This window comes from Xylanibacter rodentium (assembly GCF_013166575.1).
GTDB classification, from domain to species: Bacteria; Bacteroidota; Bacteroidia; order Bacteroidales; family Bacteroidaceae; genus Prevotella; species Prevotella rodentium.
This window is the reverse complement of the sequence record NZ_JABKKE010000005.1, coordinates 90,824-111,917: the sequence shown is the minus strand read 5'-3', so window position 1 is coordinate 111,917 and position 21,094 is coordinate 90,824. Positions and strand designations below refer to the sequence as shown.

Genomic DNA, 21,094 nt, shown 5'->3' with positions numbered 1-21,094 from the left:
AGTAAATCTTTATCATCCATATTTTTATAGAAAATGGTAGATAAATAATGTATTAGAATTATAAACTGATTTTTTGAGAATCAAAAGTATAAACATTACCTATAAAAATTTATTTATGAGTACAAGATATCAATACATGTCTTTTGATAAAGCGCGATATATTTTACGTAACAAATGTTTGCCGTTAAGTCATTTTTCACGTTATAATGATCCTTATGAATGCTCAATAGAAGGTGTATATTATGAAGAATTGAAAAATATAGTTACATCTGGTGATTATGGGAAAATTCAAAATATAGTAACAAAAGTGATTGAGGATAAATCTTGTGGAAAAGTAAACATAAATAATGCAGCGATTGGGGCTATTGCAACATCTGTAGTTAATTCAGGTTTAGCTTTGACATCTCCTATTTCCCTCATTGGTGCATTGGTTTTATTAGGGGGGTCAATGAAATTAACTTCAAAATTTTTGAATAAAGCAGATAGTCAGACTGTCAATAAGATCGAGAAATATATGAAAAAGTTTCTTCTTTTGTCTGCGGAAACGTATACATCTTGCTTTTCGACTACTAATGATAATCTCCTTATGTGGAGTCACTATGCAGATTCACACAAAGGTGTTGTAATTGGTTTTAGAATTAATCAAAAGCCGTTTAAAGACAATCCTCCTTTGCGTATGAAATATAGTCAACAAAGGTTTATACTGGACGAACAAAGAATATGTGACAATGATATATGGGAAGATATTAAGTCTACATTATTAACTAAAAGTGATAAGTGGAAATATGAAAATGAATGCCGTTTTATTTTTGATGGGCAGAAAAATAAGGATTTAATCATTTGGTATGACCATAATGACAATCCTGTTATCAAATTATCAAATGAAGCTATAGATTGTGTATATATTGGAGCACGTGTTTCATCTGGAAATGAAAAGATGATAAAAAATATAATTGAAACACAATATTCTAATGAAATAATTACCAAGAAAGCTAAACTTTGCCATACAGGTTTTGGAATAGAGTTTTTGGAAAGTTGTTAAGTGTCCCAAAGATTTTTTGTAGATCATATATCTTATTTCGGCCATTTCTGTAAAATTACATGCCAAAATAGAACGCTTTTGTAAATCTATTGTATAGTGATATAGTGTTTTATCTATTCATACGTTTGGAAGACTTATATGTATAAATCTTAATTTATTATAATGTATTTGTAAGAATCGGCTTACCATCAATGTGTAGCAGTTATGCGACAGCTGTACGTTTTCTATTGGATGTTGCATCGGGCATCGTATTAAAAGCACATATTAAAGGATTATCTGTCTTTTGACTAGTAATTACAGAATGAGCTCATTCTGCGCCTTAATTTCATAGGTTAAATTTGGATGTTAATTTAAAGAATTTCACTCCATAAAAGAGAACAATTTTAAAGCATATTAAGTACGTTCCATGAGGAAAGTATTACACATATTATTAGGGATTTATGGTTTTATTGCAAACCTCATTACCTACATAACAGGCATTGACAATGTTTTGAATATATTGAATAAATATTTGCCTTTCTTTTCACCCTATTTAATCATTGTAATAAATATATTGCTACTTATTTTGTTAATATTTTATTGTCCTATTTTGTTGACAATTTATGTAACTCTATCGCGCAGAAAAAAAATAGGAACACACAATATAGAATGTAGTCCGTTAAATTTCTTTGTTTATAGATTGCTTAATAAAAATGGTAAGCTATTGAAATTGGTGCATTGCAAACTATATCACCACTCCTATAAATTGAAAAATGAAATAAGAAAAGGGCTTATTCTTAATAGGGAACAATTACAAGAGAGAATTGGAGATCTTCTAAACTTAACAGGTCCATCGTTAAAAGACGTTTTCAATTTGACATTATCCATAAATATAAAGCTTTTATCATATTCATCGGACAATAAATCATTTCTTACCCCCTATGTTCAAGTTCAACGAGAAAGTATTAAGAGGGATGTGAGCAAAGAACGAAATCTTAACCATAAATATATTGTTTTGCCTGACAAAGATGCTGATCAAAAAAGGGCTTTTTTAGATGCAAAGCATTATCATGAGCATAACGAGGAAAGAATATACCAGGTAAATAGCATTTTTAATTATTTATTTAATTCGAATACTCGGTATTGGATGTCAAACGACTTATCCAAGGATGAAGCAGATGAAATATTCTTTACATCGAGTGAGAACTATCCAAGACATTACAAATCAATGGCTGTTTTCAAAATTGTACCACCTTTTAAAAAAGAGGCTATACCGGAAGGACTTCTTATATTCGATACAGAAAACACTGGATGTTTTGTAGAAGAAGAATGTGCTCAACTGATGGGATTGATAGCCCATCTATTATATGAAATATTTTTAGAATATAAAATATATGAACAAAAAGAGGAAACAGAAAGAGAAAAAAACATCTATTACAAAAGAAAGAAAAAAACTCTTAGACATTTATAAAGAAAAAGTGCCGTTAGTAATTTCGGGAGTGGCCTTATCTCAAAGAAATCAGTCAATATTTCATGAAGCATTGTCTTCAGGAATAAAGTCCTATAATACATATTACAAAGAAGGTTTCTTTAAAATATCCATGGGAAAAGGTCTCACTTTCGTGAGTAATCTTCTATTAAAGTCTGGATTCTCTCAACTTCATGATTTAGGAGAAGATATTAAAAGATCTGGAAAGTTATAAATGAAAACATATGAATAGATGTCTTTTGAGGATGCCTACAGCATATTCAATATTTGTTATAAATTGTTTTTGTGATAAATAATTTAGTAGAATAGGTTATCTCACACTATCATTATCATAAAATAGAAGATGTCGGAAGAATCACAGAAGACCCAACGAATAGCAAAAAACACCTTTATCCTATATGTAAGAATGCTGTTTACGGTTTTTATAAGCCTCTATACAGCAAGATTAGTGTTAGATAAGTTAGGTGCAGAAGACTATGGTATTTACAATGTTGTTGGTGGAGTAGTTGCGATGATGTGGATGCTTAATGGAGCCTTACAATCCTCTACCACCCGTAATATAACAATTGAATTGGGTTGTGAAAATTTTGAAAAATTAAATAAGGTATTTGGGAATGCTCTCTCTATCCACGGTCTGTTGTCATTTGTCATTTTGTTGATTGGAGAGACAATAGGTTTGTGGTTTGTATGTAATCAGTTGAATATACCGTCTGATAGAATAATTGCTGCTCAATGGATTTATCAAACATCAATATTAAGTATGGTGATATCAGTAATGAGCGTACCTTTTAATGCTGCCATTGTAGCTTATGAGAAGATGTCTGTCTATTCATACATTTCTATATTGGATGTTGTTTTAAAATTGGTGGTAGTTTTTGCCTTAGATTTGGGATCAACAGACAGACTTGTTATGTATTCCGTTTTGATGTTTGCAACGCAGTTTGTTGTTCAAGGGTGTTACATTATATACGGCTTGGTCAAATTGCCCGAGATAACATTTCACTTCTTGTATGACAAAAAGATATTTACGAGTATGTTTGCTTTTGCCGGTTGGAATTTGATAGGGTCAGGATCTGCTCTTGTAATGACGACCGGACATAGTATTATTTTGAACCAATTCTTTGGTCCTCTTGTAAATGCTGCAAAAGGTATTGCTAATACAGTGCTTAGCAAAGTAGGTTCTTTGAGTAATAGTTTTCAGATGGCTTTGAATCCCCAGATATATAAGTCTTATGCAACCGGGAACATGGAATATATGCATAAACTTATCTTTGCAAGTTCGAAGTTTTCATATTTCTTGATCTTTATAATATCCTTGCCAATCATAATTGAGGCAGATAATATACTTGGCTTTTGGTTAAAAGAGGTGCCAAAGTATACTATTGGTTTTGTGAGATTACTATTATTGACAACAGCTGTTAATGCGTTGTGCAACCCACAGGTGATTGCAGCCCAAGCTACAGGCAACATCAAGAAGTTTCAAATGGTAGAGTCTTTTACCTTATTGTCAATACTTCCTTTTACTTGGATGGTATTGAAGTTTGGCTTGGAACCTTTGTCTGCGTTTTATATTTATTTAGTTATACATATAGTGGCAGTGCTGGCTCGGGCAATTATGCTTCGCAAAATGATTAATCTGTCTTTGAAAACATATTTAAGGTATGTTATATTTCCAATAATTATAGTTACTGTTGGGACAACTCTTGTCGGTTTTGTATTGCATGAGTTGGTGAAGCCGGCATATTTTATAACTTCACTACTTGTTTGTTCTGTTTTATCTATTATTACTGTTCTTTCTGTATTCTTTATTGGCTTACAGAAAAATGAGCAAAATTTGGTAAAAGAAAAAATAGCATTCGTGATAGCCAAGATGTTAAATATAAGCAAATAGAAAAAATGAATGTATTGTCGTATTGAATTATTAAAACATAAACTGAAAATAATGAAAACTATAAGAATGAAAACATGGTAATCAGATGTTCCAATATGCTTTTGCAAGAGCACTCCAATTGAAATTAGGTGGATAAAATGATATTTGATTTTACTTGTATGTGTATAAATTCTTCAAATGGTTCTATTAGAGCAGACAATGACATTAAGTAAGTCATAAAGATTAATTTATACGGCTTACTTATGAAGACAAAATGGTAATGACACCAAGGGTATGGCGCAACGAAAAACAGCTAGTGAGAGATATTTATAAACAAAATTGGATTTTAATATGACAAATGAACTAATTTCTATTATAATTCCTCTGTACAATAAGGAAAAAGCGATAAGTCAGACCTTGATGTCTGTACTCAACCAAACATATAATAACCTTGAAATTATAATAGCAGATGATGGTTCAACAGACAATAGTGCTTCTATAGTAAAAAAGATCGCTTCGGAATATGGACGAATCAAATATTTTCATAAAAAGAATGGAGGTGTGAGTTCTGCACGAAATTTTGGTCTTTCAAAAGCGTCTGGAGAATGGATTGTATTTTTGGATGCAGACGATGAAATGATGCCAAATAACTTAGAAGTTCTCATTGGATTAACCGAAAAATACAATGTCAATATAGCATCTTCAAATATTTGTGTCAAGGAAGAAGATGGTAATATTCGTAATATAGATTTACGAATAACTCATGAGATGCTTTTTCATAATTTTATAAAGGCTCTTATTGGGAATAAGGCAATTTTTGCAAGTGGAGCTTGCATATATAAAAGAAGTCTATTGGGTACGAAGCCATACAACGAGAATTTGTCTAGATATGAGGATGCAGATTTTGAACTAAAGTTGTTTGTCAAAAGTGCTGTTGCCATGACACCTAAGGTTTCTTTTATACACCATGGAGAGTTTGCGGAATTGAGTAAAATACCTAATAATAAAAAAGAGAAAGATTTTATTTTTAATATAGATTTCGCTCATAAAACATTTTGGCAGAAAATCAAGATGGGACAATATATAAATGAGGGAAGTCGCACATATACAGATGGGGTGAATTCTATGAAAGCGAGATATGGATTATCATATTATTGGAAATATGCTTATCTCATAATAAGAAAATGGCTTGGGGTTGAATATAAATTAAAACAACTATTAGGATTTGTATGATGTCTAATTCAATACTTAGAATAAGAGTTCTTGCAACTTTGATTATTGTGGCATATCATTGTGCTTGCCCATATTTATATGTGGCAATGGACAGGATATGTTGGTGATGCTAAAGAGGCTAAAGTTGTAGTGGATTTGGTATTCTTACAAATATTAAGTAATACGATGCTTCTTACATTCTTTATGATTTCAGTATGTTGTTTTACACCTACAAGGAACATTATTCTGATAGACAAAGACAAAAGACTTTTTGTAAGAAGTTTGACCTGCTATTAGGTAAAAGAAAGTTGGTTATTGCTAATTGGTATATTAGCATATATGTTATATATCGTAAGTGGAAAGTTTGGGACTGAAACAAATGAAATAGTGGAATATTTACTTGATTATTACACTTTCTTTATTGGGGGTGTAAATTATATTGCTTGTTGCGCAAAAGACCGATTGTTATATCCTTGGCATGTTTATGGCTGTTTACAGTAATTGCAGGCATTCAATCCTTCTACATATTTTTCTTTAATCTCATGTTAATATCATTAATGAATCAGAAGTCAAGAGTGGCATATTATTAAGTATCAACAGATGTTTGTTTACAATATACCTTTTGCTTCATTATGTTGTCATTTTTTCATTGTTTTATGTAGCCCAATACATAGTCTTTATGTGAATCATGCCGTATTGGCTTGTTTTTCAATGTTCATCATGTCATTGGGAATATCATGAATTGTTACATAAAACAGGATATCAGATATATCTAACAAAATTTATGTTAAAAATGAGGACAAGAAAAGAAACCGAGTTTTATATCAAGGCGGATGCCATAATGAACAAGGTTGCTTGGCATCGTTCGTGGTTTGGTCGGATCTTCTACCCTTCCAAACTTCGACAATATATGATTACACTTAGAAAGTTAGAGTTTTATGCTACCCCCCCTATAAGAAAAGTCCTTTTTGGTATTTTGCATATTTGTTTTACAAGATACGCTATGACCGTTTAGGATATAAGTTAGGATTTGAAATACCTCTATATACTCTTGGGTATGGATGTCGTATACCTCATCATGGCAGTATCGTTTTGAATGGAGCTACTAAAATTGGAAATTATTGCTGCCTTATGAATCTGACAACATTTGCGGATGGTGATTTTAAAGAAGTAGGTAATAATGTATATATTGCGACAAATGTTGTAGTGGCACATCGCGTAAGGATATCGGATGGTTGTAAAATATCTGCATGTAGTTTCGTAAATAAAAGCTTTGATACAAAAAATATGCTTATAGGAGGTGTTCCGGCTAAAACTTTGAAAGCATGCGAACCATGGACGGAAGAATGTAAAGAAGATGTTGAATTGTGTGAGAATTTAAGAATAAAAATGGGATTAGAATATCTCATATAAATATGAAGTTGTTTAAACTTATTTTGAGATGTTAATGATTCATTAAAATACAGCGCATTCCTCAAAGGACGCACTTATATTATAGTTACCACACAGTATAATATATTGTACCAATGACGGAATACGCTGTACTCGACAAAGATACAATAAAATCTGAAATTATGCCACATCTTTCTGTTGCAAAGAAGGGATTTATCCCCAAATTCGATCTTGTGGAGATTGTCAACGCCATTCTCTACAAGTTGAAAAGCGGTTGCCAGTGGCGGCTTCTTCCAATGGGCCATCTCTTCAGCGGTGAAATTCCGAGCTGGAACACAGTATTCCATCATTACCGCAAATGGAGTGCTAAGGATGAATGGCAGGCTGTATATTCCTGGATTCTCAACAAGGGGAAGATATGCCTTGATCTGTCGCTTTCCCATATTGACGGGTCCCATACTCCTGCATATCGTGGCGGTGAGAAGGTTGAGTATCAGGGCAGGAAGAAGAGAAGCACGACAAATGCCCTCTTCTTTACCGACAATCAGGGAATACCGTTGGCGATGTCCGAACCTCAGTCCGGCAATCATGCCGACCTCTATGATATAGAGAACAGAATAGATGAGATAGTCGGGCAGCTCAAGGCCTCCGACATTCCGGTGGATGGTCTTTTCTGCGATCTCGATGCCGGCTTCGATGGCAAGGAACTCAGACGAGCCCTTGATTATCATGGAATCATATCCAATGTCTGCCCGAATCCGAGAAACGGAAGGGAAAAGACAGAGGAAAGGCTTTTCGATGAGAAAATGTATAGGGAAAGATGGAAAATAGAAAGAACCAATGCATGGATGGATGGTTTCAAAGCGGTTCTGACCCGCTTCGACACCACCGTTTCCAGCTGGAAAGGATGGAATTTCCTTGCCTTTATTGATAAAAAATTCACAAATCAACTTAGTTTAAACAATTTCAATAGAAAATATGGATGTAGTTATTTGTTTGTCAGCAAAAGACCATCATATTGTAAAGACGAATATAAAATGTATTCGCAAATATCTTCAATCTGATGAAGAATATATATATATAATTAGTAATGTAAAGAATAAAATTTTCTTCTCAAAGAAATGGCTGACAAGGCATCACGTTATTTTCATAGACGAAGACCGTATGGTTGAAGGGCTCTCTATGCAAGCCGTGCGTTCCGTCATGGAAAAGCATTTCACTTGTCAAAAATATCCCAGTTGGTATTTGCAGCAATTCTTGAAAATGGGATTTGCATTGAGCAGATATGCAACTATGCAATATTTGATTTGGGACTCGGACACAATACCCTTGCATCAGCTTTCTTATTACGAAAACGGGAGGTATCTTTTTACAGTTAAAGATGAAAACCATACACCATATTTTGATACGACTGAACGGCTTCTTGGTTTTCGTCGTTTGGCTGGATTTTCGTTTATAGCCGAACATATGCCGATAGACGTGGATGTGATGAAAGAACTTATACATGCAATAGCTTGTTCGGATGTTGATGGAGATCTTTGGTTTGAGAAAATTATAAACGCCACCAGTGGAAAAGATCAGCAGGCATTCAGTGAATTTGAGACATACGGAAATTACTGTATGGCACATCATCCGGTCATATTTAAGTCACGGTGTTTGAGAACATTACGTGAAGCTGGCTTACTTTTTGGTCGTGCTGTAAGGAAAGGTGACTTGAAAAGACTTGCCATGATGAATTTTGACACAGCGTCATTTGAAATTCGTCATAAGCCACGTTTTCCGCAAATAATATTCTATTGGTTGGATAGGATACAACTTGCATTAATGCGCAGGCTAAAATTTGTAAATTAAAACAATAATGAATATCGTATATATACACTCTTCATATAAACCCAATGATCTTATCGGTCAATGGTTCGTTGCAACAAAGGAAATGGTTGAAAGGCATGGCGGAAAGGCTTATTTTGCTATTAAATATGTAAAGGGAAAAGCACTTCAAGAGCATGACATTGTTGTCGGTGACACTATTTCCTGTGGTATTCATAGCCGCATGTTCGACTATTTTGGATTGCAGGATATGTTTTCATGGTTTGCGACCAAACGATTTTTAAGTAAACTGGATGAGATACATCCAGATGTCATTCATTTACATGTTACTAATGACTGGTTCCTTAATATGGGATTGCTATGCAAGTATATCAACAAGCACAATATAAAGGCAGTTTGGACATTTCACGATGCTCGTGTAATGACGGGGAATTGTCCTTATCCTAACTACATTGGGTGTAAAGAATGGCAGAAAGAGTGTAGCGGAAAAAACTGTAAGAATACTTTTATAGTACCTTCATGTAGATATCTTTACCTTGTCGGTTTAACGCATAAGTACCGGAAAAGTACAATAGGAAGCCTTAAGGACCTCACTATAGCGACTCCCTCAAAATGGATGAGTTCGTTAGTTGCAAAGTCGTATCTTAAGGATAAGCCATGTGTTGTCATAAACAATGGCATCAATTTGGATATGTTTCATCCTGTTAAGCAGGATGTGAGACAGAAATATGGTATTGCTAAAGATAAAATCATACTTCTTTCTGTAGGAAATCCTATTTGGGAGCTTAAAGGTCGTGCATATCTTCATCGTTTGTTTAATGAACTTCCTGACAAATACTATTTTATTTGGATAGGATGCATAGACCGTGATGTGGAAAAGTATAAAGACAATAAGCGGATCTTGGCTTTTCCAAGAGTAGACAGAGAGGAGTTGTTGCAATTTTATACTGCTGCGGATTTGTTCGTTAATCCGACATTAGCTGATAATTTTCCTACGGTAAATTTGGAATGTCAGGCTTGTGGAACACCTGTTGTGGCTTTTGATTCGGATGGAACAAAAGAGACTGTTGCTCCAAATGCCGGTATGGTTGTTCCGAGAAAAGACTACGAAGCTTTGCGTGATGCCATATTAAATTTTTTATTTGTTGATGCAGGGACAAAAAGCAGGATTTTCGCTTTGCAGTTTGACCAAAAGGATGTTATGCCAAAGTATTTCGAGCTATATAAATCTAAATAGTTATGGATGTTTCTTTTATCATACCATGTTACAATGCAGCTAAGACATTGCAGTCAACAGTGGCAAGTATAGAGAAAACATGTTCGGTTCCATATGAGATTATTATCGTGGACGATGGTAGTACGGATGAAACAGAGTATGTGACTATGGAAATAATCAGGCTGAATAATGCAGTGAGACTTTATAGCCAATGCAACAAAGGAGTCAATGCGGCCCGCAAGCTTGGCTGGAGTAAGTCAAGCGGAGAGTATGTCTGTTTTGTTGATGCTGATGATGAATTGGTGTTAAATGATAATGTTTTAGGTTGGCTTTCAGGGAAATATGACATTATAAAAGCAGGAGGATGGTATTCGAAGAACTGTCAACGTGTTGATTACGGTAATGGTTACATAGGCGAAGTGTCAGATGTTGTCTCTGCATACACGTTGGTATTAGAGGGTAAATTGCTCCCTTATATACATAGTGCTTTTTTCCGAAAAAGGGCTATTACGGAAGAATGCTTTGACATCAATCCTCGTTTTAAGATAGGCGAAGACTTGCTTTTTAACATCAAGGTAATGAGCTCATGTCGTAAGTTTGTAAGTATTGCAGAAAGGTTTTATGTCTATTCAATGAATGAAGAGTCTGCTATGCATACAAAAATATGGGGATTTAACTATATCAGGGATTTCAATGATGAAATGGAAAATTTGATACTTCCATATTGTCCAGAACTGAAAGACAAGCTAACTCTACATCGTTTTATTGATTATACGTCAACATTGTTGTTTCCAGAAGTAAAAATGAAACAACAATATTACATGGAGATAATACTTCTATTGAAAGAAAATCTTTGGCTGAAAGGGCTATCACCAAAGAAAAATGTTATATTCATTGAGAATTGGAGTTTTTACGGCGTGTATGTGAGGTTGTTCCATTTGCTGCAAAGATTGCGTGGAAGAAAAATACGAATGGTAATAGATTAGTGCGTGAAGACAATATCAATTATAACAGTAAACTACAATAATTGTCAAGGGTTAGAGCGAACGGTTAATAGCGTTGCCCGACAAACTTATACAGACGTGGAATATATTGTTGTTGATGGTGGGTCAACAGACAAGAGTGTAGATATAATCAAACAGAATGAAAACATCATATCATTTTGGGTTAGTGAGAAAGATAATGGCATCTATAATGCTATGAACAAAGGTGTATCCTTTTCGCATGGTGAATATCTGTTGTTTCTAAATTCCGGTGATTATTTTGCAGATAAAGATGTTTTATCAAATATCTTTGAAAACGGATTGGATTTAAATGAAGAATTGCTGATAGGCAGGCAGCGGTTTATCGACATTAAAAATAAAACAAAAGGAATTTCTCCAAAACTACATATTAGCGAGATTAATATGGAATTTTTTCTCAGTTCCACACTTCCGCATCAAGCTACATTCATAAAACGCAACTTGTTTGACAGATGTGGCGGATACAATGAACATTATATAGTCTGTGCAGATTGGGTGTTTTGGATAAAATCTGTGATTGAGAAAAAATGCTCTATTAGAATATTGCCTTTAACCGTGTCATATATGGAAAATGGTGGTGTGTCTTCGGATATGGATAAATGTCATAAAGACATGTCAAGATTCTTGGAAACGTGTTTAAATAATGGAACTTTAAAATGGAGTGACATTTTCAATAGTGCAATGAAATCTCGTTCATTAGATTTTTGTAATCGATTTTTTGTGTCGAGACTATGTAATAAGTTATTCATAAAGATCGGGAAAAGATTATGAAGTTGTCTATTATAATACCAATTTATAATCGTGAAAAGACATTTGCAAGATTGTTTGGATAGCATTTTGGCCATGCAAATGAAAGACTATGAGGTACTATTGATTGATGATGGTAGTTCTGACGGTTCTTGTGATATATGTAAGGCATATGAACAATTGGATTCTCGTTTTCATTACTACTATTAAGGATAATGGAGGTGTCAGTAGTGCTCGGAATATGGGAATTTTTAAGAGTGTCGGTATTTGGGTTACATTTGTTGATTCGGATGATTATGTAATGCCAGGCTATTGGAGTTGTTTGTGTGATTCCGTAACATATCAGTACGATTTACTGATTACAGGAGTAACAACCGGTAAAGTATTTATGGGGATACACAGGAGGGGGTATAGGAAATAGACGAATAGTAAATGAATATTTTAGTGAAAGTTTTATAGGCAACCCTGTGTATTTGGTAACTAATAAGTGCTTTCTTCGTAAAGTACTCAAAGACGAAAACATCTGGTTTGAAAACGGAATAAGTTTAGGAGAAGACCAAATGTTTGTGTGTCAATACTTGCAATATGTAAGTTGTTAAAGCGAAGCTGGACTCGTTTTGTAAAGCGTTCATTAAAAATGTTGATAAAAAGATCTTAAAATGCCAATAATCATAAAAGATAAAAAAATGTGTTGTGGTTGCACTGCTTGCCAACAGATTTGTCCGAAAAATTGCATAGAAATGGTTCGTGACAATGAAGGTTTCCTTTATCCTAAAATAAATAGAAACAACTGTATATATTGTGGATTGTGCGAAAGGGCTTGTCCGGAAATAAGTCCTTTTGATATAGTTTCCCCCATTGATTGCTACGCTGCTAAAAGTAGTGATGAGACAATAAGGAAAGAAAGTTCCTCGGGGGGGATGTTCACTCTCATTGCAGAATATGTCCTATCTCAAAATGGCGTTGTTTTTGGTGCAAGGTTTGATGAGAATTGGCAGGTTGTAATGGATTATACGGAGAATAAGGATGGACTCAAAAAGTTTCGTGGTTCTAAATATGTGCAATGTAGCATAGGAGATTCTTATGCTCAAGCGAGAGATTTTCTTAAATCCGGCAGAAAAGTGTTATATACAGGCTCGTCATGTCAGATAGCAGGCTTAAGAAGGTATTTGGGGCACAATTATGACAATTTATTGTTGGTTGACTATTTATGTCATGGTGCACCCAGTCCGTTCTTATGGGAGAAGTATTTGGAAGAAATTTCGCAACATAATGTTTCTTCCTTGACTAATATATCTTTTCGCAGCAAAAAGAGAGGTTGGAAGAATTTCGGCATTGTCATAGAAGTTGGAAAACATATAATAGTGGATTCCGCTTTTTTTAATAATATCTACATGAAGGCTTTCCTTTCCGATATGTCTTTAAGACCATCCTGTTACCATTGTCTGGCAAGAAACGGACGTTCAGGTTCAGATTTAACAATAGGAGATCATTGGGCTATAAGGAATATAAATACCTTATTTGATGATGATGATGGAGTCAGTCTAGTATTGTTAAATACAGACAAGGGGTATAAAACTTTCAAGAGGATAAACACAGAATCTATACAAACTGACTTTGAAAAATCAAAAAAATATAATGGGGCTTTCTATAAAGCGACGGAGGAACATCTGCATAGAAAGCGATTTTTCAGAAAATTGCAATATAGGGATGATGTCTGTTCTTTAATAAATGAAGAATTGGAAATAACTATGTTTGACCACATACAAAAGAATGTCAAAAAGTTGTTGGATTTAATCGTAAAATAATGAATATCGGAATACTTACATTGCCATTGCATACAAATTATGGTGGTGTTTTGCAGGCTTTTGCCTTGTATTATACTTTACAAAGTTATGGGCATAATGTGTCTCTGATAGATGGAAAAATGTATGAAGTGACATCTTGTAGGGAAAAAATATCGGTAGCCAGATGGCAATTTTTTAAGATGTTGGGCTTATACAAGGAAAACCATCCTCAATTGCAGTTGAGAGAAAAAATGAAGATAATCATACCTTTTATACAAAAACTCATACCTCAACAAGTTCCTTTGCAGAATGTGCATCAGGACACTTTTGATGCTATTGTCGTAGGAAGTGACCAAGTATGGAGAGGACTTTATAGTGATCAACTTGTGTTTTTTCTTGATTTTGCAAAGGGATGGAATATAAAAAGAATAGCATATGCGGCATCTTTTGGCGTGGATGACTGGAAACCTTCTTGTAATGTTGCAGAATATTGTAAGTCTTTGTTAAAAGATTTTGATTATGTTTCAACGAGAGAAAAAAATGGCATTAAAATATGTAAGGACATCTTGGAGTGTAAGGCGGAATGGGTTATAGACCCGACAATGCTTTTAGAATCTCATGTATATAGGGATATTGCTTGTAGGGGGGGGAGTCGATGTAAATGAAAAGGAACCGTATTTGCTCGCCTATTTGCTTGACAATGATACGGAAAAGCATTATCAAGTAGAAGAAATAGCTTGCAAATACAACCTGAAAATTATAAATATTGGGATCTCAGAAACTGGTCAAAAGGTTTTGTCCATAGAAAATTGGTTGAAATTGATAGAAAAAAGTAGTTATGTGACAACGGATAGTTTTCACGGAACTGTATTTTCCATACTTTTCAACAAACCTTTTTATGTCTTAGGTAATAATAGTAGAGGAAACTCTAGGTTTAATAGTCTTTTGGAATTTACCGGTCTAATGGATAGAGTTAAAGACAATTCTATAGATACCATAGATTGGCAAATTGTGAATGAGAAAGTTAGTGTGGAAAGAAAACGTTGTTGTGGAATTTTAAAAGAAAAGATACAATAAAGTTATGTTGTCTTATATAAAGAGTGAGCTAAGACCGCTAAAAAAACAGAAACTGTTTTTGGCATTGGTCATTGTCTGTATCTTACGCAAGACTCTTTTTAATAGAGCGAGAGATATGGATGCATATTCATCAGTAGATGCCAATGCCTCTGTCGCTATCCTTATGACCATGATTTTGGGAGCCTTAATGCTTACAAAAATGGGAAAGATTAAGCAAGAGATTAAAAGATGCTCTCCTTTTCTTTTTTATTACTATTTTGCAGCAATAAGTGTTTTATGGGCTGGAATGCAGTCTCTTGCTATTGCCGGATATAAAGCTGTAGAAGTGATTGTCGGTTTTTTTTCAGTTATGTATATAATGCATTGTCTAAAAACAACAAGGGAGCGTTTTACTTTTATCTTGGTCAGCCTTACATTCTGCAATGTGATATATCTCATCATGTTTTTAAGATCAGGTTTGGGGCATGACAATGCGTTTCCTTTATTGGCAATTACAGAAATGCTTTTATTATTGGGATGTGTACGGTATAATATCCTTCAATTAAAACAAGTGAAGCACCATTTTGTGGTTTCAGCCTTGACAATTGTATTTGGAACATCGACTGCCAGTTGGATGTCACTTATTATCGGGCTTTTCTTTTTCTTTAGTACAAGCCGGAAAGGAATTAATTTAGGGTTGGCATTGATAGTTGCTGTGTTGTTTTATGGGGCTTATCAATTATGGGGTGATGTCATTTACAGTATAGTATTTGGTAATAAGAGTAAGGAAATGATAGAGTCTGGTTCAGGGAGGCGTGAACTTTGGACAGCTTATATCAAAGGTTGGTTGGAAAGTCCGGTTATTGGTCATGGTTTTATTGTTGGTGAGAAAGGTGCTATAGCTGCAAAGTATATTGCTTTTGCGACAAATACAGCCCACAACATGATGATTTCTGTTTTGGTGAACACAGGATTGGTTGGATTGTTTATATGGCTGTATTTTCTTTGGAAACAGTGTCTGATTTGTTGGAGTTATTCTTTGAAAAAGAATTCTTATGCTTTGACATGTTTTCCTGCTATAATTGCGATGTTTGTCAATGCAAATAGTTTTCCAGTCATAGGGTCTGAATGGTCTCCGGTGTCTCCGCCAATATATGCTTTGATTATTTTCATCTTTGTTTATATCAAGCAAGATGTTATCACAAATAAAAGTTTAGCTAGATGAAAGTATTATATTGTAATCCTGTTTTTTTTGAATATCGTTTGCCTTTTTATAAGGAACTTGTGCGGTTGTTTGAAGGTGATTTTTATGTGATGTACTCTCCTGTGCGTTATAGGATATGTAAGAAAGAGAATTTTTGCAAACAGATAAAGGTAGAACTTGGAGATAATGCCATAGAGTTGGCGACAGATCATGTGTTTGATACGAATTCTAAGAAATGGGATGTGATGCCTGACATAGAAAAAGGAAAACGCATACCATTTACTTATGGTCTATTTAGGGCTGTCAACAAAATAAAGCCCGACGTGCTGATTACTGAGGGATATTTCCAATGGACTCCATTGGTGCTTCTTTATGGATTGATTCATCATATTCCTGTATATCTTGGATATGAGCGTACACTACATACCGAACGTAATACCGGAAAAATTAAGACTTGGCAGAGAAAACTTTTTAATAGTTTTTTTGCCGGCTTCTTGGCAAATGGTTCAGAGACCCGTAAGTATCTTGAATCTATCGGTGTACCATCTGATAGAATTCATATCGGAGGCATGAGTGCGGATGCGGGATTCCTGCGCAAAGGTATAGATTCAATGATGGAAAACGAGAAGCGATCATTAAAGAGTAAGTATGTACCTGATGGTAAAGGATTGCTTTATTTGTTTGTCGGACAAATTGCAGAACGTAAGGGTATAAGATATCTGTTGGAAGCATGGCAAAAGCATATTATAACCAATCCTTTGGATGTCTTGCTATTGGTAGGATATGGTAATCAATTTAAAGAGTTCAGAAATAACTTTGGTTCTAATAACACTATTATTTTCACGGGGCGGGTAGGCTATGATGATATATATAAATACTATGCCATTGCCGACGTTTTTGTTCTGCCGACCATAGAAGACAACTGGAGTCTAGTGATACCGGAGGCTATGGCATGTGGGTTGCCGGTTGCGACTTCTATTTATAACGGCTGTCATCCGGAATTAGTAAAGAAAGGTGTGAATGGCATAACTTTCGATACATTCAAGGAAGAAAGCATAGTGGAGGCTTTAGACTATTTTCATCACCAAGACCTAAAAAGAATGGGGCAGAAATCAGTAGAAATAGAGCGAATTTATAATACAGAGCATTGTGCGTATCGTGTTTACGAGACAATAATTGTAGGAAACCACTAATGCAAGAAAGATTACTCTTTATAGACTGGATGAAAGCATTGGGTATGCTCTTTATCATAATAGGTCATTTCTCCCCCCCCTATTTACAAATTATAACATATTCATTCAGTGTACAATTTTTTTTCTTTATATCGGGCTTTCTCTTCCGTAGAGAAGAAAACTTAAACCAATTTGCATGTAAATGCTTTCGAACTTTGCTCATTCCATTCTATATATGGGGTGGATTAATGCTTGTTTTCTACAATCTGCAACAGAGAAGCATGGATATCTTTTTCTACTCATTGGAAGGATTGTTTTTGGGATGCAATAATTTTATGGGTGTAAGAGGGTGTGGTGAACTCTGGTTTATAGTAACACTTTTATGGCTGAAAATAATTATGCAGTTTAATAAGAGAGACTATATGACATGGATACTCGTTTTATTATCAATCTTATGTGCTGTAGCATACAAATATTTAATATCAAATACACAAATCGCTTATTGGGGAGTTGGTGTTTTCAATAGTTTTGTAGCCTATCCGTTTTTTGCCATAGGTCAATCTTTGTCTAAATATAAGGATGGTATTAAAAAAATTGCTTCAAGAATTGATAAATATCCGTTTGTAATTTTTATATCTATATTGGCATTTATTGCAATAACAGTTGTTTTGATTGCTCCAATGAATGGTATTGTTCACATGGTATATGGAGGATACGGAAATAATATTCTACTTTATTTGATAATAGGTATAATAGGAATCATTTATATGTTTTTTATCGCCATCTTCTTATCAAAAATCAAAAGTTGGTATAAGTGTGTACGATATGTAAATACTGGAAGCATTATGGTTTTAGGCATTCATATAGGTTTTGTAAATAAGATTCGTCCGTATTTGGTTTCCATATTCGGGAACGAGGGATTTGGCTTTGAACTAAGTATTATTTCAGCCTCAGTGTTACTGTTATTGATTTTCATACCGATGATAAAATTTTTTACGACCTATTTCCCCATAACTTTAGGATATAGAAATTAAGTGCAGAATTTATGATTTCAATTATTACGATATCTTTTAATGCCGAGACATATATAGAGCATACTGTTAGGTCTATATTGTCCCAATCCGATGGTAAGTTTGAGTTCATTCTTGTTGATGGGGCGTCAAAAGACGGGACGGTGGCTTTGGTACAGCGAATTGTAAGCGAGATAAAATTTCCGGAAGAGCGTTTTATCTGCATATCGGAAAAGGATAATGGCGTATATGATGCCATGAATAAAGGTGTTTTAGCAGCACATGGTGATTTCGTTTTATTCATGAATGGAGGAGATAGTTTCTATGCCCATGACGTAATCAGCACATTTAAAAGAATCATCCCTCTACGGGAAGCCGATGCCTATTACGGGAATACCATGATGGAATTTTATGAGGGCAGAGGTATACGTCATGAGAATGAGGAATGGCATCAAGACTGGATAATGCCTTTCATTCATCAGTCTGTTATCGTGAAAAGGAAGTTGCTGATGGAGCATCCTTTCAATTTGTCCTATCGGATACTGGCGGACAGGGAGTTTTTTTATTGGATGAGAAAGAACGGGTGCGCTTTCCATTACGAAAATTTCATCGTGTCTAATTATGATGCACGAGAGGGGATGAGCGAGAACAATCCTTACCTGATAGCAATAGAGGGAGACCGGATTTTGGGATTGGACAAGAAACCTTTTTATTGGTTGAGGAAACTTAGATGGCGTTGCACAAAAGCTCCTATACAATTTATCAAGGACCATGCACCGAGAAAATGGCTTAATTGGTATTTTTTGAAAAAGCGGAAGAATATTATATGGCAAGAGAAATATTAGACAAAAGAAAAGCAAATTATCGTCAGCTGAATATTGAACTACTGAGAATCTTCTCGATGTTGATGGTGTTGGTGATACATTACAATGTGGGCACCAACGGACAGACTACGCATGAGATGGTGGTGACAGAACCAATTAAAGCTATAGGTATTGCAAGTTTGAAGAGTCTTAGTTTTATCTGTGTGAACTGTTTTATCATAATTTCCGGATATTTTGGAATAAAATGGAAATGTAAGGGATTTTGCAATTACTTGTTCCAGATAAGTTTCTGGGGGGGTATGATTCATGTTATTGCGGTAGTGTTGAATTGTTCGGATTTTTCCATTCTACACATGCTTGGCAATATGTTCATGTTCCTGATTAATGGAAACTGGTTCTTTGTGGCCTATCTCGGATTGTATATGTTTGCTCCTATATTGAATGCCTATATAGAGAAGGTTGACACCAGACATTTGGGCCGGATGGTATTAGTGTTCTATTTGTTCCAGACGGTGTTTGGATGGATATTTAAGACTTGCGTGGAGTTTACACAGGGGCTGACATTCGTGTCTTTCTTTGGGTTATATCTTTTGGGTGCTTATCTAAGAAAAAGCTCCATGAAATGTTTCCTCTTTCCGGCAAAGGTTGACATGATGATGTATCTCGGTGTGGGAGTAATCTGTGTCATTGGAAGCATGTTGACCAATTATATCGGGATTCAAAAGGATGTGTATAGCTATATTTCGCCTTTGCAAATCATACAGACTATATATCTGTTCTTGTTTTTCAAAAAGATTCATGTATCTGAGCGGTATCATAAATTGGTTTTATTCTTTTCGTCCTCAGCCTTTTCTGCTTTGTTGATGCATTCGTGGGATGGTGTCAGATTATATGGCAATGGACTTAGGTGGATTGATGATTCGCTGCCTGTTCCGTTCTGCTTTACTGTGATTTATATCGTGTTGTTCTTCTGTACAGCATGTTGCTTGGACAAGATAAGAATATTTGCGTGGAATCATTCTTTGGCAAAGGTTTTCAAATAGAATATAATGGTTGGTATTTCGGTGGTAATCCCGGTATATAATGCTGGGGCATTTATAAACAAATGTCTGGATGCGATTATAGCCCAAGAGGGTGGGACTTCGTATGAGATTATCTTAGTGGATGACGGCAGTACGGACAATTCGGTGGAGGTGATTCGTCAGTATCAAGAGTCGAAGGAATTAAAAGAGTCCGGAGGACGGATTTTGTTGATGCAACAAATGAATGCCGGACCGTCGAAAGCGCGTAATCGCGCTATTATGGCGGCAGAAGGCAGGTATTTGGCTTTTATTGATGCCGATGACTATTGGAAGCCTGCGTTCTTTCGTAGGACGGTGGATTTTATGGAATGCCACGAGGATTGTATCGGGGTGAGTGTTCAGCAGAAGGTTGATACGGTTTCGGGTGTTTATGTATCTCCGGAAATACCGGAAAATGGATTTCGAGATAATAGAATTACTACTGTTGCTGGTGGATATATGATAAATGATTTCTACTCTTTTTGGGGAGAACGGATGCATATTTGTCCGGGAGGGGCGATGATGAGAACGTCTGTTGTAAAGTCTATGGGAGGAATGCGTGAGGATTTACGTATTACAGAAGACTTAGAATTTTGGGGATTCTCTGCTTTATATGGGAGGTGGGGATTAATCCCTGAAGTGCTTTTTGTGGGATGCGGTGCTCAGACTGTTACAAACCGCGAGGACTGGATAAAACGAATGAAATGTAGATGGGACAATGCCCCAACAGTAGAGGATTGGGAACGACGATTGATAATGAGAAATCCATCTTTAGGAGAAAATGATAGCTATCGTATAGCGCAGGGTTCAGTTTCACGCAATCTCACTTATTGTCAGCTCTTGTCAGGACGATATTCTTTGTCGCGAAATGAAGCCAAGAAATATGGAATATATTTCAAGCTAGATGCCATTGGCAAAATGATGAAAATTGCCCGACATTCTGTGGTGTTATGGTGGATGCTTGGCAAATTTTTGCAGTATCGTGAAGGGCACAGATTCAGATGAAATGTTGATTTATATCTGCTTTTGTTAATAATGATAGGCATTCAAGTCCTTATTGTTACTAATATGCCTGTTTGACATATTTATAATACGACTTTCAGTCTGTCATGATATTCTAATATTGTTAATCTTATTCATTAATCTATTCATCGGACAAACATTAAAAACTTTATTTTAGGTTT

The 21,094-nt window shown here is 35.1% G+C and carries 19 protein-coding genes and 2 pseudogenes; all 21 read left to right on the top strand.

Annotation, left to right across the window (positions count from 1 at the left end; translation table 11 throughout):
* The first annotated feature begins 115 nt into the window (after nt 1-115).
* The 21 genes and pseudogenes from HPS55_RS04460 (at nt 116) to HPS55_RS04360 (ending at nt 20,915) form a co-directional block, all read left to right on the top strand.
* Nucleotides 116-1,042, top strand: a complete 927-nt coding sequence (locus HPS55_RS04460; protein ID WP_172176161.1) for a DUF2971 domain-containing protein — start codon at nt 116-118, stop codon at nt 1,040-1,042.
* 406 nt (nt 1,043-1,448) lie between these two features.
* The gene (locus HPS55_RS04455) at nt 1,449-2,492 is read left to right on the top strand and encodes a hypothetical protein (protein WP_172176159.1); all 1,044 of its coding nucleotides are present in this window, start codon (nt 1,449-1,451) and stop codon (nt 2,490-2,492) included.
* Nucleotides 2,416-2,724: a hypothetical protein gene (locus HPS55_RS04450; protein WP_172176157.1), complete on the top strand. Its 309-nt coding sequence runs from the start codon at nt 2,416-2,418 to the stop codon at nt 2,722-2,724. The genes HPS55_RS04455 and HPS55_RS04450 overlap by 77 nt, the downstream gene beginning before the upstream one ends.
* 129 nt (nt 2,725-2,853) lie before the next feature.
* The gene (locus tag HPS55_RS04445; protein WP_172176155.1) at nt 2,854-4,401 is read left to right on the top strand and encodes an MATE family efflux transporter; all 1,548 of its coding nucleotides are present in this window, start codon (nt 2,854-2,856) and stop codon (nt 4,399-4,401) included.
* Nucleotides 4,402-4,731: 330 nt separating this feature from the next.
* Nucleotides 4,732-5,613, top strand: a complete 882-nt coding sequence (locus HPS55_RS04440) for a glycosyltransferase family 2 protein (RefSeq protein WP_172176153.1) — start codon at nt 4,732-4,734, stop codon at nt 5,611-5,613.
* Nucleotides 5,614-6,723: 1,110 nt separating this feature from the next.
* Nucleotides 6,724-7,005 carry an acyltransferase gene (locus HPS55_RS04435; RefSeq protein ID WP_172324712.1) on the top strand — a complete coding sequence of 94 codons (282 nt, stop codon included), beginning with the start codon at nt 6,724-6,726 and terminating at the stop codon, nt 7,003-7,005.
* A 113-nt stretch (nt 7,006-7,118) separates the two neighbouring features.
* Nucleotides 7,119-7,910: pseudogene (locus HPS55_RS04430) on the top strand (IS5 family transposase); the annotation flags it as partial.
* 52 nt (nt 7,911-7,962) lie between these two features.
* The gene (locus HPS55_RS04425; protein WP_172176151.1) at nt 7,963-8,835 is read left to right on the top strand and encodes a hypothetical protein; all 873 of its coding nucleotides are present in this window, start codon (nt 7,963-7,965) and stop codon (nt 8,833-8,835) included.
* 7 nt (nt 8,836-8,842) lie between these two features.
* On the top strand, nt 8,843-10,048 hold the full coding sequence (locus HPS55_RS04420) for a glycosyltransferase (protein WP_172176150.1): 1,206 nt from the start codon (nt 8,843-8,845) through the stop codon (nt 10,046-10,048).
* Nucleotides 10,049-10,050: 2 nt separating this feature from the next.
* Nucleotides 10,051-11,013, top strand: coding sequence for a glycosyltransferase family 2 protein (locus tag HPS55_RS04415; protein WP_172176149.1), 963 nt, complete (start codon nt 10,051-10,053; stop codon nt 11,011-11,013).
* A gap of 3 nt (nt 11,014-11,016) precedes the next feature.
* Entirely contained in the window at nt 11,017-11,820 is an 804-nt protein-coding gene (locus tag HPS55_RS04410) for a glycosyltransferase family 2 protein (RefSeq protein ID WP_172323477.1), read from the top strand.
* Between the two features lie 30 nt (nt 11,821-11,850).
* Nucleotides 11,851-12,217, top strand: a pseudogene (locus tag HPS55_RS14360) (glycosyltransferase family A protein).
* Nucleotides 12,218-12,455: 238 nt separating this feature from the next.
* A complete protein-coding gene (locus HPS55_RS04400; protein ID WP_172176146.1) occupies nt 12,456-13,604 on the top strand; it encodes a Coenzyme F420 hydrogenase/dehydrogenase, beta subunit C-terminal domain in 1,149 nt (382 codons plus the stop codon).
* On the top strand, nt 13,604-14,248 hold the full coding sequence (locus HPS55_RS04395) for a polysaccharide pyruvyl transferase family protein (protein WP_172176145.1): 645 nt from the start codon (nt 13,604-13,606) through the stop codon (nt 14,246-14,248). Before HPS55_RS04400 ends, HPS55_RS04395 begins: the two co-directional genes overlap by 1 nt.
* Nucleotides 14,202-14,660 (top strand): polysaccharide pyruvyl transferase family protein, encoded by a 459-nt coding sequence (locus tag HPS55_RS04390; protein WP_172176143.1) that lies wholly within the window; start codon nt 14,202-14,204, stop codon nt 14,658-14,660. Before HPS55_RS04395 ends, HPS55_RS04390 begins: the two co-directional genes overlap by 47 nt.
* A 115-nt stretch (nt 14,661-14,775) precedes the next feature.
* Nucleotides 14,776-15,864 carry an O-antigen ligase family protein gene (locus HPS55_RS04385; RefSeq protein WP_172176141.1) on the top strand — a complete coding sequence of 363 codons (1,089 nt, stop codon included), beginning with the start codon at nt 14,776-14,778 and terminating at the stop codon, nt 15,862-15,864.
* The gene (locus HPS55_RS04380) at nt 15,861-17,036 is read left to right on the top strand and encodes a glycosyltransferase family 4 protein (protein WP_172176140.1); all 1,176 of its coding nucleotides are present in this window, start codon (nt 15,861-15,863) and stop codon (nt 17,034-17,036) included. The genes HPS55_RS04385 and HPS55_RS04380 overlap by 4 nt, the downstream gene beginning before the upstream one ends.
* Nucleotides 17,036-18,049 (top strand): acyltransferase family protein, encoded by a 1,014-nt coding sequence (locus tag HPS55_RS04375; RefSeq protein ID WP_172176138.1) that lies wholly within the window; start codon nt 17,036-17,038, stop codon nt 18,047-18,049. Before HPS55_RS04380 ends, HPS55_RS04375 begins: the two co-directional genes overlap by 1 nt.
* A gap of 11 nt (nt 18,050-18,060) precedes the next feature.
* Nucleotides 18,061-18,870, top strand: coding sequence for a glycosyltransferase (locus tag HPS55_RS04370; RefSeq protein ID WP_172176136.1), 810 nt, complete (start codon nt 18,061-18,063; stop codon nt 18,868-18,870).
* Nucleotides 18,852-19,892, top strand: coding sequence for an acyltransferase family protein (locus tag HPS55_RS04365; protein WP_172324710.1), 1,041 nt, complete (start codon nt 18,852-18,854; stop codon nt 19,890-19,892). Before HPS55_RS04370 ends, HPS55_RS04365 begins: the two co-directional genes overlap by 19 nt.
* A 6-nt stretch (nt 19,893-19,898) precedes the next feature.
* Nucleotides 19,899-20,915 (top strand): glycosyltransferase family 2 protein, encoded by a 1,017-nt coding sequence (locus HPS55_RS04360; RefSeq protein WP_172176134.1) that lies wholly within the window; start codon nt 19,899-19,901, stop codon nt 20,913-20,915.
* Nucleotides 20,916-21,094 lie beyond the last annotated feature (179 nt).

What these genes read in the sequence shown, in the direction of transcription:
- HPS55_RS04460 (WP_172176161.1), top strand. Translation starts at nt 116, where the DNA reads ATGAGTACAAGATATCAATACATGTCTTTTGATAAAGCGCGATATATT.
- HPS55_RS04455 (WP_172176159.1), top strand. Translation starts at nt 1,449, where the DNA reads ATGAGGAAAGTATTACACATATTATTAGGGATTTATGGTTTTATTGCA.
- HPS55_RS04450 (WP_172176157.1), top strand. Translation starts at nt 2,416, where the DNA reads ATGAACAAAAAGAGGAAACAGAAAGAGAAAAAAACATCTATTACAAAA.
- HPS55_RS04445 (WP_172176155.1), top strand. Translation starts at nt 2,854, where the DNA reads ATGTCGGAAGAATCACAGAAGACCCAACGAATAGCAAAAAACACCTTT.
- HPS55_RS04440 (WP_172176153.1), top strand. Translation starts at nt 4,732, where the DNA reads ATGACAAATGAACTAATTTCTATTATAATTCCTCTGTACAATAAGGAA.
- HPS55_RS04435 (WP_172324712.1), top strand. Translation starts at nt 6,724, where the DNA reads ATGAATCTGACAACATTTGCGGATGGTGATTTTAAAGAAGTAGGTAAT.
- HPS55_RS04425 (WP_172176151.1), top strand. Translation starts at nt 7,963, where the DNA reads ATGGATGTAGTTATTTGTTTGTCAGCAAAAGACCATCATATTGTAAAG.
- HPS55_RS04420 (WP_172176150.1), top strand. Translation starts at nt 8,843, where the DNA reads ATGAATATCGTATATATACACTCTTCATATAAACCCAATGATCTTATC.
- HPS55_RS04415 (WP_172176149.1), top strand. Translation starts at nt 10,051, where the DNA reads ATGGATGTTTCTTTTATCATACCATGTTACAATGCAGCTAAGACATTG.
- HPS55_RS04400 (WP_172176146.1), top strand. Translation starts at nt 12,456, where the DNA reads ATGCCAATAATCATAAAAGATAAAAAAATGTGTTGTGGTTGCACTGCT.
- HPS55_RS04395 (WP_172176145.1), top strand. Translation starts at nt 13,604, where the DNA reads ATGAATATCGGAATACTTACATTGCCATTGCATACAAATTATGGTGGT.
- HPS55_RS04390 (WP_172176143.1), top strand. Translation starts at nt 14,202, where the DNA reads ATGTATATAGGGATATTGCTTGTAGGGGGGGGAGTCGATGTAAATGAA.
- HPS55_RS04385 (WP_172176141.1), top strand. Translation starts at nt 14,776, where the DNA reads ATGGATGCATATTCATCAGTAGATGCCAATGCCTCTGTCGCTATCCTT.
- HPS55_RS04380 (WP_172176140.1), top strand. Translation starts at nt 15,861, where the DNA reads ATGAAAGTATTATATTGTAATCCTGTTTTTTTTGAATATCGTTTGCCT.
- HPS55_RS04375 (WP_172176138.1), top strand. Translation starts at nt 17,036, where the DNA reads ATGCAAGAAAGATTACTCTTTATAGACTGGATGAAAGCATTGGGTATG.
- HPS55_RS04370 (WP_172176136.1), top strand. Translation starts at nt 18,061, where the DNA reads ATGATTTCAATTATTACGATATCTTTTAATGCCGAGACATATATAGAG.
- HPS55_RS04365 (WP_172324710.1), top strand. Translation starts at nt 18,852, where the DNA reads ATGGCAAGAGAAATATTAGACAAAAGAAAAGCAAATTATCGTCAGCTG.
- HPS55_RS04360 (WP_172176134.1), top strand. Translation starts at nt 19,899, where the DNA reads ATGGTTGGTATTTCGGTGGTAATCCCGGTATATAATGCTGGGGCATTT.